Below are 17,931 nucleotides of genomic sequence, written 5' to 3'. Positions count from 1 at the left end.
TCGAGGATGAAGCTCGCTTTGGGAGAATTAACAACTTAACCAGATGTTGGGTTCCTAAAACAGAAAGAGCAGAAATAGAACGGCAACTTATTCGAGAATACACCTACGCTTATACCGCTGTTTGTCCGCAAACCGGAGAGGCTTACTCCATCATCTCCCCTTTTAATAATACTTCGGCCATGAATACATTTTTACATGAGTTCTCCAGTCATTTTAAGCACAATCGAATAATACTCACATTGGATGGTGCAGGATGGCACAAAAGCAAAGATTTAAAGCTTCCCAACAACATACGATTGTTATTCTTGCCGCCCTACTCTCCACAATTAAACCCAGTTGAAAATATTTGGGACTACATGAGAGAACAAAAACAATTCAATAACCATATCTTCAAAAGTATTGATCACGTAGAAGAGCATCTTCAACAAAAATTATGGCAATGGGGGGGGGGGGGGGGCACCTAATGCGCTAGCAGCCAATTATTTCCGGTTCCCATTCCTACTTCAATGGGTACTGCCATCGGTAAAGCCGTTTTCATGTGGTGCTCCACAATTGGTTTTATTGTTTCCAATTCTTCTTTGTGAACATCAAACACCAATTCATCATGCACCTGGAGCAACATTTTTGAGCGAAGTTTTTTTGAGGTAAGATCGTTATGAATATTTATCATGGCCAGTTTTATCATATCCGCAGCCGAGCCTTGTATAGGCGCATTTATAGCATTTCGCTCGGCAAAGCCGCGTACCGTCGCGTTATTTGAATTAATATCACGCAGGTAACGGCGGCGGCCCAGTATCGTTTCAACATAGCCCTTGCTACGGGCATTTTCAATGCTCATATCCATGTACTCCTTTACCTGCGGGTACTTCTGGAAATAATTTTCAATGATCGTGGCTGCTTCCTTACGTGGAATATTTAATCGTTCCGACAAACCAAAGGCAGAGATGCCGTAAATAATTCCAAAGTTCACCATCTTCGCATTGCGACGCATATCGCCGGTCACTTTATCTGACTCAACACCATACACTTTGGCAGCAGTTGCAGCATGGATATCCTGTCCGCTGTTAAATGCCTCTATCATTGCAGGATCTTTACTCAGCTCTGCCATAATGCGTAATTCTATCTGCGAATAATCGGCCGATAATAATATGAATTGCTCCGAGCGTGCTACAAACGCCTTGCGTATCTCACGTCCGCGATCAGTACGGATAGGAATGTTTTGTAAATTCGGATTATCTGAACTCAGGCGCCCGGTCACAGCTACTACCTGGTTATAAGTAGTGTGAATACGGCCTGTACGCGGGTTGACTAACAATGGCAAAGTATCGACATATGTGTTCTTCAGTTTAACCAATTCGCGGTAGTCGAGTATTCTTCTAACGATCTCATGTTTGTTCGCCAGTTTTGTCAACACATCTTCACCGGTAGCGTATTGGCCGGTCTTTGTTTTCTTTGGTTTCTCAACAATTTTAAGTACTTCAAACAATATCTCACCCACCTGCTTTGGCGATGAAATATTGAAAGGAGTTCCTGCAAGCTTTTTTATTTCGTTCTCAACAGTTACTATATCCGTTTCAAGGCCTGCAGATATCTGTTTCAATGCATCAGTATCTAACCGTATCCCTTCCGCTTCCATAGCCGACAAAACAGGAATAAGAGGAATCTCCACTTCTTCAAATAATTTAGTGGCGTGAACATCAGCAAGCATGGATCCAAATTTTTCTTTCAGCTGCAATGTTACATCAGCATCTTCAGCGGCATAATCAACTAGCGTTTCCACAGGTACATCACGCATACTTTTTTGCTCTTTACCCTTTTTTCCGATCAATGTTTCAATGGATACGGGGGAATAATTCAGGTAAGCCTCAGCAAGCACATTCATGCCATGACGCATATCGGGTTGAATAAGAAAATGCGCCAGCATTGTATCAAATAATTTACCCTTCACTTCTAAGCCATACCACTTCAAGATTGACATATCATATTTTATATTCTGCCCGATCTTAGTAATAGACTCATTCGCGAACAACGGCTTAAACTCATCAACCACCTGTTGTGCATCATGGTACGCCTGGGGTATTACAACATAATAAGCCTCGTGCGCTTTCCAGGCAAATGACAAGCCAACCAGCTCAGCATTGTGCGCGTCGACACCCGTTGTCTCAGTATCAAAACAAATTGCTTTTTGAGCGGTCAGATCTTTAATCAACTTCTGCCGTTTTTCCGTGGTATCGACAAGGTGATAGCTGTGAGGTGTATCCTGAATAGTGTGATGCACTTTTGCCTCTTCTTCAGTTTCCACAGCTATATCCTCCTCTATAGCCGCCAAAGAAGGGACAAGAGAACCGGCTTGAGCGAAAATATCTATCTGACCATTATCGCTTTTGGCAGCTTTCTTTTCACGACCGCCGGATACTTCCTGCCTCTTGGTGACTTGCGGCTCCGGAATATCTTCTCCCAGAACCTGCTGGACCAATCGTCTGAACTCAAGTTCTGTAAACAACTCGCGTAACGCATCCTTATCGGGCTCTTTAAGCGCAAGACTTTTCTCATCAAACTCAACAGGTACATCACAAATAATTGTCGCAAGCCATTTTGACTGCTTAGCCTTCTCAACGTTATTCTCGACTTTTTCTTTAAGCTTACCCTTCAACTTATCCGTATTCTTCAGCAAATTCTCAATTGTATCATATTCTTTAATGAGCTGAATAGCCGTCTTTTCTCCTACCCCCGGAATGCCGGGAATATTATCCGCTGCATCGCCCATCAAACCTAAAACATCTATCAGTTGATCTATACGCTTGATATCCCACTTTTTTAATATTTCAGGAACACCTAAAATTTCCGCACCATTTCCAAGCCTCGCCGGCTTATAAATAAATATTTTGTCCGAAACCAGCTGCCCGAAATCTTTATCAGGTGTCATCATATATGTTATGAATCCATGCTGCTCGGCCTTCTTAGCGAGGGTACCGATGATATCATCGGCTTCGAAACCATCTTTTGTAATAACGGGAATATTAAAACACTCTACAAGGCGATAGATATAGGGAATGGCTTTGGAAAGATCCTCGGGCATTTCTTCGCGATGCGCTTTATACGCTTCAAACTCTACATGGCGGGCAGTAGGGGCAGCTGTGTCAAACACCACAGCTATATGGCTTGGTTTCTCCTTTTTTAATATTTCGAGCAGGGTGTTAGTGAAACCAAAAATGGCGGATGTATTTAACCCTTTGGAATTAACCCGATGGTTATTACTGAACGCGAAATAAGCACGGTAAACAAGCGCCATCGCATCGAGCAAAAAAAGCTTCTTTTTATTTTCAGACATAGTATACTGATTGATATGCTAATGTATAGTTTTTTCGATAATGACCATAAAGAAAAAACCCCGACCTGGAAAGCCGGGGTCGATCAGTTAACACAATTGTTTACCCCTTTTTGTCTTTATTCTTATTGTATTGTTCGAATATATCTACAATATTTTCGTAATCATATTTCTTTTCCTGGATGTCCTTGATCAGATCCTGATCATCACTCAAAGCTTCCGTCAATTGCCTTTTAAATTTCGACTCCCGTATATGGATCAATTCAGAATCACCCAACTTTTCCATGTAATAATCGACCCGTAAATGGATATTATTCATAAAATACTCTTCCATTTTATATTCGTACAGATTAACGGCACCAGCTGACAAACGTTTCACAAAAACAGGCTTATCATCAATCAAACGAGAAACAAAAACATTTCCATCAAAAGAATACTCCTTTATTTTATTCGCGCGGTACGATTTTTTATCCGCAGCATTTGTCTGAAATGTGATGGCATCGTACAAAAGCAGATCATTCTTGGGGTTGAACTTAACCTGCCCCTTTAATGTATCACCTTTCGCAGTAATGATATATCCGGCAGTGAGGGTTGATTGAGCTGAAGCAGTTGTAAGTATACTCACCGCTAAAGCCAACATTAACTGCATCCTTCTGATCACGTGTTTTGAGGTTTTATATTTGAGGGCCACAATATAAAAAACAGAATACGCATTTCCATCCGCCTGTTATTAAGTCATTTAAATTGTTGAAAACTTACTGGTATCCTTTTTCGCTAAAAATGACCTCCAGCAAAGTCTGACCCACAGCGTTCAGCGTATTCTTATCAATAATGCTCATGTTATCATCATGGGTATGATGGTATTTACCGAAACCACCCACAGCCTTATCATACTGAATGATATCTATGCAAGGTATACCGGCTTTGTTTACCCAGATATGATCATCAATACCCACAAACGAAATTGTTTCATCAATGAAATAATTTGAATACCCCAGGTTGGCCGCTATGCTCCATACCTTATTAACTATCATCGGCGCAAACTCCACGGAATTTGCTTCCTTTGGAAATGTGGCATTGGCAGCGCCAACCATATCCAGCAAAATACCAAACCTGGCCGAATAGCCCGGCTTGTGCAGATTACGGCTCCAGTATTGTGAGCCAAGACACCAGCTTTTCTGGTCGCCGTTATTACCGTAATCTTCCAGGTCAAATAAAATAATGTCGATACCAATACCCGGATTAGCGGAACTCAGCTGCCGGGCAATCTCCATCAATACTGCAACCCCTGCAGCGCCATCATTTGCGGCATCTATAGGTTTATCACGGTCTTTTGTATCTGAATCTGCAAACGGGCGGGCATCCCAGTGCGCGCACAGTAATATACGATCATTCAATCCGGGTTTATAACTCGCAATTATATTTTTTAGCCTGAACTGCTTTTGGTCGAAGGTTTGCACTACACCACTCTGCACCATTACATCTAACTTATAAGACTTTAACTTGTTTACCAAATAATCGGCACACTTTGCATGCGCAGGAGTTCCCGGCACACGCGGACCAAAATCAACCTGCTGTTTGGTGAATAAATAAGCGGAATCAGAATTGAACTCAGGGGTAGGAATTCTATTTACTGATACAGGAGGAGGTTCAACACTTTTTACTTCAGGTTGGGGATCGGTTGAACATGAGCACAAAAAAGCCAACGGCACTCCAACCGATAACCAACAACCGATAACCGATAACCGATCATTCCTTCTCCCAAACAACCCCATCTTTTGTGTCCTTAATAATTATATTTATTTTTTTCAGCTCATCCCGGATGAGATCGGAGGTTGTAAAATCTTTTTTAGCCCGAACCGCCTTACGGATAGCAAGAACAGCATTCATCAGGTTTATCGCCAGTTCATCAGTATCGTGAGATCCGGTTTCCTGCTTTAAACCAAACACATCATACACAAGTTCATTATATATTTTTTTAAGGCTAACAAGATCGGCGGATGAAATGGTCTCTTTACCATCATTGATTGAATTAATGACACGCACCCCGTCAAACAAATGAGCGATCAAAACAGGACTATTAAAATCATCATTCATCGCATCGTAACACTTTTTCCTGAACTCTGCCATATTGAACGAAGAGTGTTGAGACACTTTTAACTTTTCCAACAAATTGATCGCGCTCATCAAACGTTCAAAACCTTTTTCAGATGCCTGTAATGCTTCATTTGAAAAATCGAGTGTACTCCTGTAATGGGTTTGCAGCATAAAGAATCTCACAACCATCGGCGGATAACCTCTTTCGAGCAGCGGATGATTGCCGGTAAACAACTCGCCCGGTAAAAAACCGTTTCCGGCCGATTTTGACATGCGGACACCATTAACGGTAAGCATGTTGGTATGCATCCAGTACTTAACGGGTTCTTTATGATTGCACGCAACTGATTGAGCCACTTCGTTTGTATGATGCGTAGCGATCAGATCCATACCTCCTCCATGTATATCGAATGTTTCACCAAGGTATTTCATACTCATAGCTGAACACTCAATGTGCCAGCCCGGAAAACCCCATCCCCACGGCGAGGGCCAGCGCATAATGTGCTCGGGCTTGGCTTTTATCCATAAAGCGAAATCAAGCCGGCCTTTTTTTTCGTCCTGCCCGCTTAACTCCCGTGTATTATTTAACAGGTCATCAAGGTTACGATTGGAAAGAACTCCGTAATTATTTTTCCTGCAATATTTTTCAACGTCAAAATAAACCGTTCCGTTTGTTTCATAAGCATAACCCTGTTCAATAATCTTTTTTGTCATTTCGATCTGCTCCGAAATGTGACCGGTTGCGGTAGGCTCAATACCTGGAGGCAGTGCGTTAAACATCCTCAATACTTCATGAAACCCAACAGTGTACTTTTGTACAATTTCCATTGGTTCTACCTGTTCGAGTTTCGCTTTTTTCGCGAATTTATCTTCGCCTTCATCCCGGTCACCTTCCAGGTGTCCGGCATCGGTAATGTTCCGGACATACCGTACCTTATAACCCGCATGAAGCAGGTAACGATAGATGAGGTCGAAAGAAATAAACGTGCGGCAGTTACCTAAATGAACATCGCTGTATACGGTCGGGCCGCAAACATACATTCCAACAAAAGGCGGGTTGATGGGACTAAACGTTTCCTTCTGACGGGTAAGTGTATTATATATGATCAAGGGCTCCATGCGAAGCCCAAAGGAAAGAAAAAATTTCAGTATATAAAAGCGGGGGAGATATGGTCTGCACTATTCAACCGGTAGCGGAGCATCACCGATATACTTACCTTCCTGGTAAACTGCTATACGTTCAAGTATACCATTGTTATTATAAATATATGTTTTACCATTCACAAGTCTGAATTTTTTAAACTCTCCATCCTTGGATATCTGCCTGTCGGGTCTGAAAAGCTTGGCATAACCTTCACCTGTAAATGGCTTGGCATTCTTAACAGTACCTTCGTTTGGTTTTTCCGCAACAGGGTCAACTGTAATACCAGACTTCCCTTTTGGCGCATCATCAATGATCGTTTTATCTTCCGATTTTGGTTCAACTGGTTTTTTAGGCTCGTACGTTTTGGTGTTGACAGGATCAAGTGAACCTTCATTAAATGCCTTCTCAGCTTTCAGATCACCATTCTCATAAAACTCTTTCCACGTACCAACTTCTTTGCTGTCCTTCATCTCTCCTTCTATGATCAATTGACCGTTGTCGGCATAATACTTCTGAACACCTTCGCGTTTACCATTGGGGTTAAACTTAAACTCATGCTGCACTTCCCCGTTCTCGTAATATAGTTTATAATCACCTACCCAGCGATTGTTGCGCCACAAACCCTCTTCAGCAACTTTTCCGTTTTCGTGGTACATAATGGCTTTTCCAAAAGGCCGGCCACCTTCAAATGTAATACGGTTTTTCATATTTCCATTCGGATAATAGGCAGCCCAAATGCCTATTTTTTTGGCATCAGCATAACGCCCTTCTTCTACCTTCTGATCATCCGTGTAATTTGGCAAAGGCGGTTTCATCAGTTTGTTGGTTACGATCCAACGCCCCTGCCTTTTTCCTTCGGCATCGGTTACGTTAATAGAATCATTACTGGATTGCGCGAAAGCAATGTTGCAGGTAACAAATAGCAATATTAAACCGAGTCTTTTCATTATTATATGCTCCTGATTTTTTTATGAATAACTATGCTAATATGACCATTTATACTTTAACCGCTCTAATAAAGTTTCACTTTTTAGATGAAAGTTGTTATTTACCCGATATGTTATTTTTAACGATATATAAACGTGCAATTATACGCATTTACTTCAAAAAAGGTTACGCTTTTTTATCTTTTCTGATTCTTCAGGTTAGTCAACATATCTTCAGTTATTTTTTGCAGGTCGAATCCGGGCTTCCAGCCCCAGTCAGTCCTGGCTCTTGAATCATCAATACTTTGTGGCCAACTGTCGGCTATAGGCTGCCTGAAATCAGGCTTATAGGTGATCGTAAACGAAGGAATATGCTTTCTGATCTCATTCGCTATATCCTTTGGTGAAAAACTAACACCGGCAAGGTTGTAACTCGAACGGATCTTGATCTTAGCACTATCTGCCTGCATAATATCTATGGTCGCTTTAATGGCATCAGACATATACATCATTGGTAATCTGGTGTTTTCGGATAAAAAACACTCGTAACTACCTGTTTTCAAAGCTTCATGAAAAATATGCACGGCATAATCTGTTGTCCCTCCTCCAGGAGCTGATTTCCAGCCAATTAACCCCGGATAACGTATGCTTCGCACATCAATATTGTATTTATTAACATAATATTCACACCAACGTTCACCAGCCTGTTTGCTTATACCATAAACCGTACTTGGCTCCATGACAGTATACTGAGGGGTGTTTTCTTTAGGAGTTGTCGGACCGAATACAGCGATTGAACTTGGCCAATATACTTTTGAGAGAATACCTTCTTTAGCCATATTAAGCACATTAAAAAGCCCGTTCATATTAAGTTCCCATGCAAAAGCAGGATTCTTTTCGGCAGTAGCTGATAATAAGGCTGCCAAAAGATATACTTCTTTAACATTGTGCTTAACAATTATTTCGTGCAAGCGCTTCGCATCAAGCACATTCGCCGCCTCGTAAAGGCCTGTTTTCTCCTGCTCACCTTTATCGATCTCTTTTATATCTGAGGCAATAACATTTCCGGCTCCATAAATTTTATGCAGCCCTTCAACCAACTCAGTCCCTATCTGACCCTGAGAGCCTATCACCATTACTTTTTCTTTCGAACTCATATCATCTTTTATGATTAATATCACAGCAACACCTCAGCAAACCCGCAAAAACCAATCGCGGCAAGGTATAACGCCGGCTAAGCCATCATTCAAAAATTTATTTTAATTGAGTTGAGAGCAAGGCGGCGTAAAAGTAAAAAAATATCTGCTTAAATTTGTAATTATCCGGTTCTTATTGAGTTTGCGTTGCAAACGAAATTAGAGCCGGCTATATGTGTGCTACGTAGCTTATGAGCGTAGTAGTACCAGCTGCGTTTGTCAGTTTGCCTGCCTGACCGGTAGGCAGGTTTTTTACAAACTATTTTAGCTGGGGTATAAATTTCCAAACGTCTGACAAATGGCCCTTTTGCACAATCGTGTTGATAAAAATATTTTAAAACAGCGCTTAAAGGAAGAGCCGGTTAAGCGCACTACCGTGTCATTTTACCGCTATGTGATCATTGATGACCCGAAATATTTACGCGATGAGCTTTACAAACTATGGAAGGAGCTTAACATTATGGGGCGTATTTATGTAGCTCGTGAAGGCATTAATGCTCAAATGAGTGTACCCGATGTTAACTGGAGCCTTTTCAAAGAAAAACTATACGCCAATTCATATTTTAAAGATGTACCGCTTAAAATCGCTGTTGATGACAATGGCAAATCGTTTTACAAATTATCGGTTAAAGTAAGAAGTAAGATCGTTGCCGACGGCCTGGCAGATGATACTTTTGATGTTACAAATGTTGGCAAACACCTTACCGCGGAAGAATTTAATAAAGCTATGGAAGAGCCCGGAACTGTTGTTGTTGACATGCGCAATCATTACGAAAGCGAGATCGGACATTTTGAAGGAGCCATTACACCGGAGGCTGATACTTTCCGGGATGAACTACCTATGGCAGTTGACCTGCTGAAAGACAAAAAAGATCAGAAAATTTTATTGTATTGCACCGGCGGAATTCGTTGCGAAAAAGCCAGCGCCTACTTTAAACACAATGGATTTAACGATGTGAATCAACTATATGGCGGCATCATCGAATACGCCCGCCAGGTTAAAGCCCAGGGACTCAAATCAAAATTCAAAGGCAAGAATTTTGTATTTGATGAACGTTTGGGTGAACGCATCAGCGATGAGATCATCAGTACCTGTCATCAATGCGACACCGCCTGCGACACGCACACTAACTGCGCGAACGCTGATTGTCACTTACTATTTATACAATGTGAAGAGTGTAAACAAAAATACAATGGATGCTGTACACCAGAATGCATGGCAATTGCAGCGCTCCCCATTGAAGAACAACGTAAACTTCGCAAAGGAAAAATTAAAGAAAATGCCCACTCGGTTTACAAAAGTCGTCTATGGCCAAACCTGAAGGAATTGCTGAAAAACAGGGATGGCTATAAATAATGATAGATGGTCGTGATCTTAACGGTAATCATGCAATCAGGCTGTTATGATCTTTTTTGCAAAAATTTCCTTCTTAGTATTTCTATTAAAGGAAGATTGTCAATTTTGCTATCCAGCCAGGAAATGAAATCAAATGGAGAATCTCCTGTTTCTGGATAAAATACTGATTTACGTGGCAATTGTAGCAATTCTGTTTTCCATTTACCAAATAAATACAGCCTTCTCTACTTGCTTGTTATTTATTTCAGGAAGTTTTCGTTCAAAATAATTTAAAACACATTTGTCGAATTGACTAATAGCAATATTATTTTTGACCAAATAATTTTTTGCAGATTTTACAATATATGGCAATAGTTCATGTTTTTTCAGTTCATAATTGATCATAAGTAGCCATAGTTTGGCTTGGTGTTGAATATCAACCCGATTATCATTTTTGGAATTATTAATGCTATTCACAAAATCTAAAGCCTTATTATATTGATTCAACAAAAAATGAGCAATTAGCAAATTAGCTTGAAAAATAATTTGAAGATAAGGATTTAACCCATTATAAGCATTGGCTCTCTTTAGTTCATCCCACGCGTTAAGAACCTTATCCGGATGAGGAACAAGCAATTGAGTAGAGATATAATTGTTAACCATCATGGCAAAAATGGATAAAGAACGATTAGTTTTTTCCTTATGGAAAAGAGAGTGAAAGCAAATCAATCCCTTTCTAAAAAATAAGTCAAGATTTTTAATCTTACGGATATTTTGAATAATTATTATCATATGGCCAATTGCCCGAATATAATTTGTTTTTGAAAATTGTGGTTTTGACCTGTTTTTTTCAAGTAGCTTTATCCAGTCGTTTTGTTCCTGATAATTCCTTTCACTCATGTTATTCAAAAGCCATGAACAGTGCAGTTTAATAAAATAGTAAAAGTCCAATGACGTGTTGGTTAGTGCGCTGCCAGAATTTTGTAACAAAGGATGCCGGGTTAACTTTCCTATTTTATCAATATTATTTTTGTAATTATGAGCTCTAAACAGGGGTTCTATTATAAGTTCTAAATTTTTATACTCATCAATGTTCTTAAGAAGTTCAAGATATGTGATTCTTTTTCTTGACTCCATTTTTATAAAATTCTGAAGCGCTTTTATATCTGACTTGCCTTTCAAAATACTTTCCTCAAGTGAGGATAAAATATGTAACTGTTCGTAACAATCATAATCGGTCGCTATTTTTTTTGCTTTTACCAAAAGTTTCAAAGCCGAATCGAACAATTTTTTTTGAAATAATATATGTATTCGATGGATCATTTCCTGTAGTATTACATCCTTATTCATGTCGGAATGGTAATCCGTCAAACTTTTCAGAATGGCTTCGGTAAGACGCCTTTTTGATTCTTTAATCCTTTGATTAAACCCAACCTTCTTGAGATTCGATCGCAATACCAACTTATCAAATGCCTTCATTTTATCAAGCACATTAAATAACTGAAGATATCCTGCAGACTGACTGCGAACTCCCTTATGCACGCTAAATGCTTTAAAATAGACCTTTTCCTGCGTTGTGAGTGATTTTATGAGCTGAAACAATTCATTTGATGCTGCTTTCATTTCCAATATTTTATCATGCTAATGTAGGTAATTAACATAAAAGAAAACTACTGGATAATATATTAAGAGTAATTAAAAATCTTTTTCGATAGCACGCCTTTTTGAAAAAAATGGTTTGATTCGGGCAGTACTATTGGCTAAACTTGTGGTAAGAAACTTTTAAGAGTTTACCTAAATAAATTATGAAACAAAAAAACAGCACGTCACAAAAAATAATTGTGCTATTTTTCACGGGTTTACCCGGACTATTTGTGAGTCAAAGCCTTGCCCAACAAAATATTGAACCAAGTCTGTCTGCCAAATTCATGTCCCAGGACGGAAAACAACAGAGTATTCAATCTATCCGAGGAAATGGTTTATGTTTCACCCCCAATAAGGGACAAATAGTAGATATGGCTGGCAATCTTTGTCCCGACCTATTATACAAGGGCGATGGTGGCGGAGCAGATATGTACTTGCGGAAAACAGGAATAAGTTATGTGTACAATAATATGGGCACAGTACAGCACAAAGTTAATGAGCAAGTGGAAGAACTAATACAGGCTGGAACAATAACCGAAGCAGACGAACATAAAAGGAAGGTAGAATTGCTGCAAAGAGAAAGCATAAAGATACATCGTGTTGATATGGACTTTGCCAACTGCAATGAAAATATAAAACGGTTAAGTGAAGACGAAGTAGGTGGCTACAACAATTATTATTACGCCCACTGTCCACAAGGAGTAACCAATGTAAAACAATTCAACAAAGTAACTTATAAAAATATTTATAATGGAATTGATGTGAAATATTATGGTGGCAAAGAACAAGGAATAAAATACGATATTATAGTTCAACCCCATGCCGACCCCCATCAAATAAAACTCATCTGGAAGGGAGCTGAAAGCATACACCTTAAACGGGAAGGTAGTTTGGAAATTAAGACAAGTGTAAATGAATTTTACGAAAGCTTACCAAAAGTTTATCAGGTAATTGATGGCAAAGTAGTTGACGTAAAAACTAAATATGTTTTAACTACTATTTCCAAAAACGAAACAATTATTAATTTTTCATTTGCAAATTACAATTCTTCATTCCCTTTGGTAATCGACCCCTGGGCAACATATTTTCCCGCGCAATGCTTTACAGTCGCCACAGACAAAACAGGGAATGTATTAATTGCGGGCTCCATTGTATCTCCTGCATTCCCTTTTACAACAGGAGCATTCCAAACTACTTTTGCTGGTATTGAAGATGCATTCGTAGCAAAACTTAATCCCTTGGGGACAACCCTCCTGTGGGCTACATTTTATGGAGGCAGTTTGAAAGATAGAGGTGAGGATATAGCTGCCGATAATTTAAGTAACGTGGTAATTTCCGGGATGACTTTTTCAAACGATCTGCCAATTACTCCCGGAGCATTCCAAACGAACTTCGGCGGTGTATCTGATGCCTTTGTGATAAAGTTCAACTCTTTTGGAACACGTCTGTGGGCTACCTATTATGGAGGGAGTGATAGTGAAAACGACGGGTGGTCAAGTTCCACAGCTATCGCTACCGACAATTCAGATAATGTATTGATTAAAGGGGTCACTATATCAACAGATCTTCCAATTACTCCGGGAGCATTCCAAACCACTTTCGGGGGAGGAGGCTTTCCACCCATGTACATTGGCGATGCATTTGTAGTGAAGTTTAACTCTTTGGGAACGCGTCAATGGGCCACTTATTACGGGGGCAGCGCCAGCGATGGCTGGTATTGCTGTGGCGACATCGCTACTGACAATTCAGGTAACGTGGTTATTACCGGAGAAACTTCATCTGCTAATTTCCCCAAACTGATCAATCCGGGCGGTTACAACCAGGCGCAAACGGGCCAGAGTGATGCCTTTGTGGTAAAATTCGACCCTTTTGGAACACGGCTATGGGCCACTATCATTGGAGGAAATGGTCGTGAGAATTCCTACGCTTCGGCTATCGCCATTGACAATATAGGCAATGTAATTATTACAGGAAGCACACAGGGCGGTTTCCCTGTTACCGCTGGAGCAGTTCAATTGAGTTACGGAGGCGGGAATGATTGTGGCGATGTATTTGTAGCAAAGTTTGACCCTACAGGCATACGTTTATGGGCCACCTATTATGGGTTGTCAACTAATGAACAATCTTATGGCGTTGTAACAGATACAAACAATAATATTTATGTGTACATGGAACCAGAAGATGTAGCCACTCCTAATCTTGTTGATGCCTGTTCCTACCAACCGGTTTTTAATGAAGGATTTGTTCCTGCTATAGGATCACCGGAAGATCAACTAATTGTAAAATTTACCCCAACCGGAAAAAAGCTTTGCGCAACATATATGGGTGGGAAAGGCGAGGATGATCTGGATGGAGGTGGTGGCATAGCTATTTATGGCAATTCACTTTACATCACAGGCGGCGCATTGGGGTATTATGTGAATGTTAACGGAACTTGGGTACGTAATGGTGGCTATCCAATAACAGCAGGTGCTTTTCAAACGACCTATACCTATAATATAGCTGGTAGCGATGCTTTCATAGCTTCTTTATGTTCGGAAATTTGCGAAGGTAAACTACTTGGTTTGGATTTTACTGCCGAGAGTAACAGTGTATGCGCCAATTCACTTGTTACCTTTACACCAACAATAACCAACTCATGCGATACTACCAGCTATAAATATAAATGGACTTTCACGGGTGCTACCCCTTCAAGTTCAATTGACCCAAAACCAAGCATTACTTATTCAACTCCGGGGTCTTATCCCGTTAAACTTATCGTTACCACACCTTGTAAAACAGACAGTGTCATAAAGCTCTCCTATATTACAGTAAACAATTGTGGTTGTGTAATGTCCGCTTCAACATCAGTTACAGCGAACGCAAGTTGTAGCGGAGTGGGCAATGGTAGTGCTAATATTAATATCAGCAATGGTTCTGGGGGATCATATAAGTATAATTGGAGCAATGGAGTAAGTGGATCCACAACAGCTTCTACAATACCCATTAACAGCTTATCAACAAATACGTATAGTGTTACAGTAACTGATGGTAGTTGTGCCTCTGTTACTACTGTAACGATCTTACCACAAAACACCTTAAGCATAAATTCAATTTCAGCAACTAGTGTGTCCTGCGATAATGGAAACGATGGCAAAGCCACCATAATAGCCAGCAGCAATTCAGGCGGCCCATATACTTATAGCTGGAGTACTGGAGTATCAACGATTACTACTTCAATAAGTAATGAACTCAACAATTTATCTTTGGGGACTTATACAGTAAACATTACACAAGGCTCCTGCACAGTAACATCAACAGTAACCATCACTCAGCCCGGGGCTTTAGCGGTGCTATGGGGATCATCATTGCCGTCATGTCTTACTGACAAAGCAACTGTATCGGCAATTGCTACAAATGGCACTTCACCCTATGCCTATGTGTGGAGCAGCGGACAAACAACACCATTTGCTACAGGGCTGAGTCTGAATGTTACTTATACTGTTACCGTAACTGATGCTAACGGATGTATAGCCACCAACACATTTACACCGACAATTATGCCAATGCTTATAACTCCCATAAGTACAAACATAAGTTGTACAACAAGTGGAAGTGCATCGGTTATTGTTAGGGGTGGCTCGCCACCTTTTGTATATAATTGGAGTAACGGCCAAACCGGTTCATCTATTACAAGCAATGTTACTGCGGGAAATTATACCGTAACTGTTACAGGGGCGGGCGGATGCACTACCTCTCAAACAATTAATATTACAGGAACAAGTCCTGCCTCTGCAACATTTACACAATCACCAAACAATACCATTTGTGTTGGCACAACAGTTAATTTTACCAATACCGGTACAACAGGAACATATAACTGGTTTATACAGAATCTTTTTGTGTTCGCTTCCACGGTTGATTTTTCTTACACATTTTTAACCCCAGGTGTATTTAACTTTACCCATAAAGTTACTACTTCAGGTTGCACCGCAACCGAAACAGGTTCGGTAACAGTAATCAATTGCAATGCTCCGACAGTGACTGCCACCGGCAGTTCAATATGTCCGGGTAGCTGCGCAACGGTAACATCAATTGGTAATGGAGGAACCAGTCCATATATTTACTTATGGAGTAATGGCGCTACGACACAAAATATTAACCCTTGTCCTGCATCAACTACAACGTATACAGTAACGATAAAAGATGCCGGTGGAAATACATCTACTTCTATAGCAACAGTTACGATCAATCCCCCTGTTAGTGTCATTATCACTCCAACCAATATAAGTTGTAGCGGTGGCACTAATGGCAGTATACTTGCCAACCCTGCCAGTGGCACAATACCTTATATTTATAATTGGAGTAATGGTCAAAACACACAAACAGCCACAGGACTTACTACCGGTATCTATACTGTAACTGTTACTGATGCAAAAAGTTGTACCAGTGCTTCTACTGCAAATATATTTTCACCACCGCCCTTGTTTGCACAATTTACCAAAGGCAGCGCCACATGCATAAGCTGCGGTTGCAAAGAATGGATAATGGTAAATGCTACAGGAGGTACAAACCCTTATACTTACTTTTGGCCCGATGGCTATACCAATAGATACAAAAACCAGCTTTGCCCGGGCAATTATACCATAAACATTACAGACAAAAATGGTTGCATTGTAAATGTGAATATCACAGCTCCTTGATAAAAATTTTTTAAACTGATCAGCCAGATTTTTTTTGCAAAGATTTTCTCTTCAATATTTCAATTAAATACAGCCTTCTCTACTTGCTTGTTATTTATTTCAGGAAGTTTTCGTTCAAAATAATTTAAAACACATTTGTCGAATTGACTAATAGCAATATTATTTTTGACCAAATAATTTTTTGCAGATTTTACAATATATGGCAACAGTTCATGCTTTTTCAGTTCATAATTGATCATAAGCAAATTTAATCTTGCAAATCGTTGAGCATCCTGCATAATATTATTTTTTTCATTTATGATTTTATTTACAAAGTGCAGTGCCTCTTTAAAATGATTTAGCAAAAAATAAGCCTGCACCATATTTGCATGTAATGTTATTAGATTAGAAGGGTTTGTTACTTTATATATACCAAAGTCTTTCAATTTTTCCCATACATTCAGCACTCCTTTTGGATCGGGAATATTTAATTGAGCATCCATATAATTTCCAAAGACATTGACTGCCGTTGATAATAGACGTGAAGTTTTTTCAATTTCCGGAATTGATTGAATAAGTAAAAGGGCTTTATTAAATATGAAGTCGAGTTTCTCAACTTTGCCAGTAAAACGAATTGCAACAATCAGGTTACTAATCGTAATAAGATAACTTGATCGATAATTTGCCAGTTTCGACTTATCTCTTTCAATGCAAGCTAGCCAATTCATTTGATCGTTATAATCATCGTCACCGATTTTATTCAGCAAAAAGGAACAGCGGAATTTTATGTAATAATAGAGCTCCAATGATTGGAGAGTGATTGCACTCGCCGGATTTTGTAACAAAGTATGCCGAAGAATTTGCCTGATTGTTTTAGTATGATCTTCGGCATTGCTTTTCGATTGCTGAAGTATAATAGGAGAAAGTAAAAGAGATAAATTTTTATACTCGGAAACATTTTTTAGGCATTCGGAGTACTTGACTTTTTTTTCAGCCTCCGATTTATTGTAATTTTCGAATGCGCTCACATCTGATTTCTCCCTCAATATACTTTCTTCCAGACCGGAAAGAATTAATAACTGCGAATAGCGCTCATTATCCAACGCGATTTTTTTTGCCTTTACCAACAATTTAAATGCCATATCCAATAATTTCTTTTCTACCAAAACATGGATGCGATGAATTAACTGCTGCAGTTCAATATCTTTGTTCAACTTCGGATTGTAGTCCGTCAAACTCTTTAATATTGCCTCAGTAGCACGCCTTTTTGATTCCTTAATAGTGTTTTTAAAACCAATTTTTTCAAGATTCGATCGCAGCTTTTTTTTATCGAACACCTTCATTCTATTCATTACATTAAATAGTTGAAGATAACCGGATGACTTACTGCGCTCCCTTTTATTTACGCTGAATGCTTTAAAATAAAGCTTTTCCTGAGCTGTTAGTGATTTTATAAGCAGGAACAATTCATCCGGGGTTGATTTCATTTTTCAATAATTTTGATTACTAATGTAGGAAATAACCCGGTAGAGAACTACGAAATAATTTAATAGTGGCTAATAAATTTCATATTCATTAGCACACCTTTTTTAGAAAAGT

At 39.6% G+C, this 17,931-nt stretch carries 11 protein-coding genes; 3 read left to right on the top strand and 8 right to left on the bottom strand.

Features of this window, described 5'->3' with window-relative positions; genetic code table 11:
* Window positions 1-464, top strand: a 464-nt coding sequence (locus tag HYU69_10045; protein ID MBI2270679.1) for an IS630 family transposase, incomplete at its 5' end; no start/stop codon positions are given.
* Here HYU69_10045 and polA read toward each other — a convergent pair.
* From polA to HYU69_10015, 6 genes are all read right to left on the bottom strand, one after another.
* Complete coding sequence (gene polA, locus HYU69_10040) at window positions 461-3,331, bottom strand: DNA polymerase I (protein ID MBI2270678.1); 2,871 nt, start codon at window positions 3,329-3,331, stop codon at window positions 461-463. The genes HYU69_10045 and polA overlap by 4 nt on opposite strands.
* 100 nt (window positions 3,332-3,431) lie before the next feature.
* On the bottom strand, window positions 3,432-3,989 hold the full coding sequence (locus HYU69_10035; GenBank protein MBI2270677.1) for a hypothetical protein: 558 nt from the start codon (window positions 3,987-3,989) through the stop codon (window positions 3,432-3,434).
* Between the two features lie 94 nt (window positions 3,990-4,083).
* On the bottom strand, window positions 4,084-5,103 hold the full coding sequence (locus tag HYU69_10030) for a M28 family peptidase (protein ID MBI2270676.1): 1,020 nt from the start codon (window positions 5,101-5,103) through the stop codon (window positions 4,084-4,086).
* Window positions 5,078-6,544, bottom strand: coding sequence for a cysteine--tRNA ligase (locus HYU69_10025; protein MBI2270675.1), 1,467 nt, complete (start codon window positions 6,542-6,544; stop codon window positions 5,078-5,080). The genes HYU69_10030 and HYU69_10025 overlap by 26 nt, the downstream gene beginning before the upstream one ends.
* 60 nt (window positions 6,545-6,604) lie before the next feature.
* The gene (locus tag HYU69_10020; GenBank protein MBI2270674.1) at window positions 6,605-7,516 is read right to left on the bottom strand and encodes a toxin-antitoxin system YwqK family antitoxin; all 912 of its coding nucleotides are present in this window, start codon (window positions 7,514-7,516) and stop codon (window positions 6,605-6,607) included.
* 176 nt (window positions 7,517-7,692) lie between these two features.
* The gene (locus tag HYU69_10015) at window positions 7,693-8,652 is read right to left on the bottom strand and encodes an NAD-dependent epimerase/dehydratase family protein (GenBank protein MBI2270673.1); all 960 of its coding nucleotides are present in this window, start codon (window positions 8,650-8,652) and stop codon (window positions 7,693-7,695) included.
* Between the two features lie 337 nt (window positions 8,653-8,989).
* Here HYU69_10015 and HYU69_10010 point away from each other — a divergent pair, with 337 nt between their 5' ends.
* The gene (locus HYU69_10010; GenBank protein ID MBI2270672.1) at window positions 8,990-10,048 is read left to right on the top strand and encodes a rhodanese-related sulfurtransferase; all 1,059 of its coding nucleotides are present in this window, start codon (window positions 8,990-8,992) and stop codon (window positions 10,046-10,048) included.
* Between the two features lie 201 nt (window positions 10,049-10,249).
* On the opposite strand, the gene HYU69_10005 is transcribed toward HYU69_10010, so the two are convergent.
* Window positions 10,250-11,650, bottom strand: a complete 1,401-nt coding sequence (locus HYU69_10005; GenBank protein ID MBI2270671.1) for a hypothetical protein — start codon at window positions 11,648-11,650, stop codon at window positions 10,250-10,252.
* A gap of 182 nt (window positions 11,651-11,832) precedes the next feature.
* On the opposite strand from HYU69_10005, the gene HYU69_10000 reads away from it, so the two are divergent.
* Window positions 11,833-16,353, top strand: coding sequence for a PKD domain-containing protein (locus HYU69_10000; protein MBI2270670.1), 4,521 nt, complete (start codon window positions 11,833-11,835; stop codon window positions 16,351-16,353).
* A gap of 59 nt (window positions 16,354-16,412) precedes the next feature.
* Here HYU69_10000 and HYU69_09995 read toward each other — a convergent pair whose 3' ends face one another.
* A complete protein-coding gene (locus tag HYU69_09995) occupies window positions 16,413-17,819 on the bottom strand; it encodes a hypothetical protein (GenBank protein MBI2270669.1) in 1,407 nt (468 codons plus the stop codon).
* Window positions 17,820-17,931: the final 112 nt, after the last annotated feature.

It is taken from the genome of Bacteroidota bacterium (assembly GCA_016183775.1).
Taxonomy (GTDB): Bacteria; Bacteroidota; Bacteroidia; order JABDFU01; family JABDFU01; genus JABDFU01.
Note: the sequence above shows the minus strand (reverse complement) of the source record. Positions and strands in the feature narration are given on the sequence as shown.

Coding starts and splice junctions, on each gene's coding strand:
- polA (MBI2270678.1), bottom strand. CDS start 3,331: ATGTCTGAAAATAAAAAGAAGCTTTTTTTGCTCGATGCGATGGCGCTT.
- HYU69_10030 (MBI2270676.1), bottom strand. CDS start 5,103: ATGGGGTTGTTTGGGAGAAGGAATGATCGGTTATCGGTTATCGGTTGT.
- HYU69_10025 (MBI2270675.1), bottom strand. CDS start 6,544: ATGGAGCCCTTGATCATATATAATACACTTACCCGTCAGAAGGAAACG.
- HYU69_10020 (MBI2270674.1), bottom strand. CDS start 7,516: ATGAAAAGACTCGGTTTAATATTGCTATTTGTTACCTGCAACATTGCT.
- HYU69_10015 (MBI2270673.1), bottom strand. CDS start 8,652: ATGAGTTCGAAAGAAAAAGTAATGGTGATAGGCTCTCAGGGTCAGATA.
- HYU69_10010 (MBI2270672.1), top strand. CDS start 8,990: ATGGCCCTTTTGCACAATCGTGTTGATAAAAATATTTTAAAACAGCGC.
- HYU69_10005 (MBI2270671.1), bottom strand. CDS start 11,650: ATGAAAGCAGCATCAAATGAATTGTTTCAGCTCATAAAATCACTCACA.
- HYU69_10000 (MBI2270670.1), top strand. CDS start 11,833: ATGAAACAAAAAAACAGCACGTCACAAAAAATAATTGTGCTATTTTTC.
- HYU69_09995 (MBI2270669.1), bottom strand. CDS start 17,819: ATGAAATCAACCCCGGATGAATTGTTCCTGCTTATAAAATCACTAACA.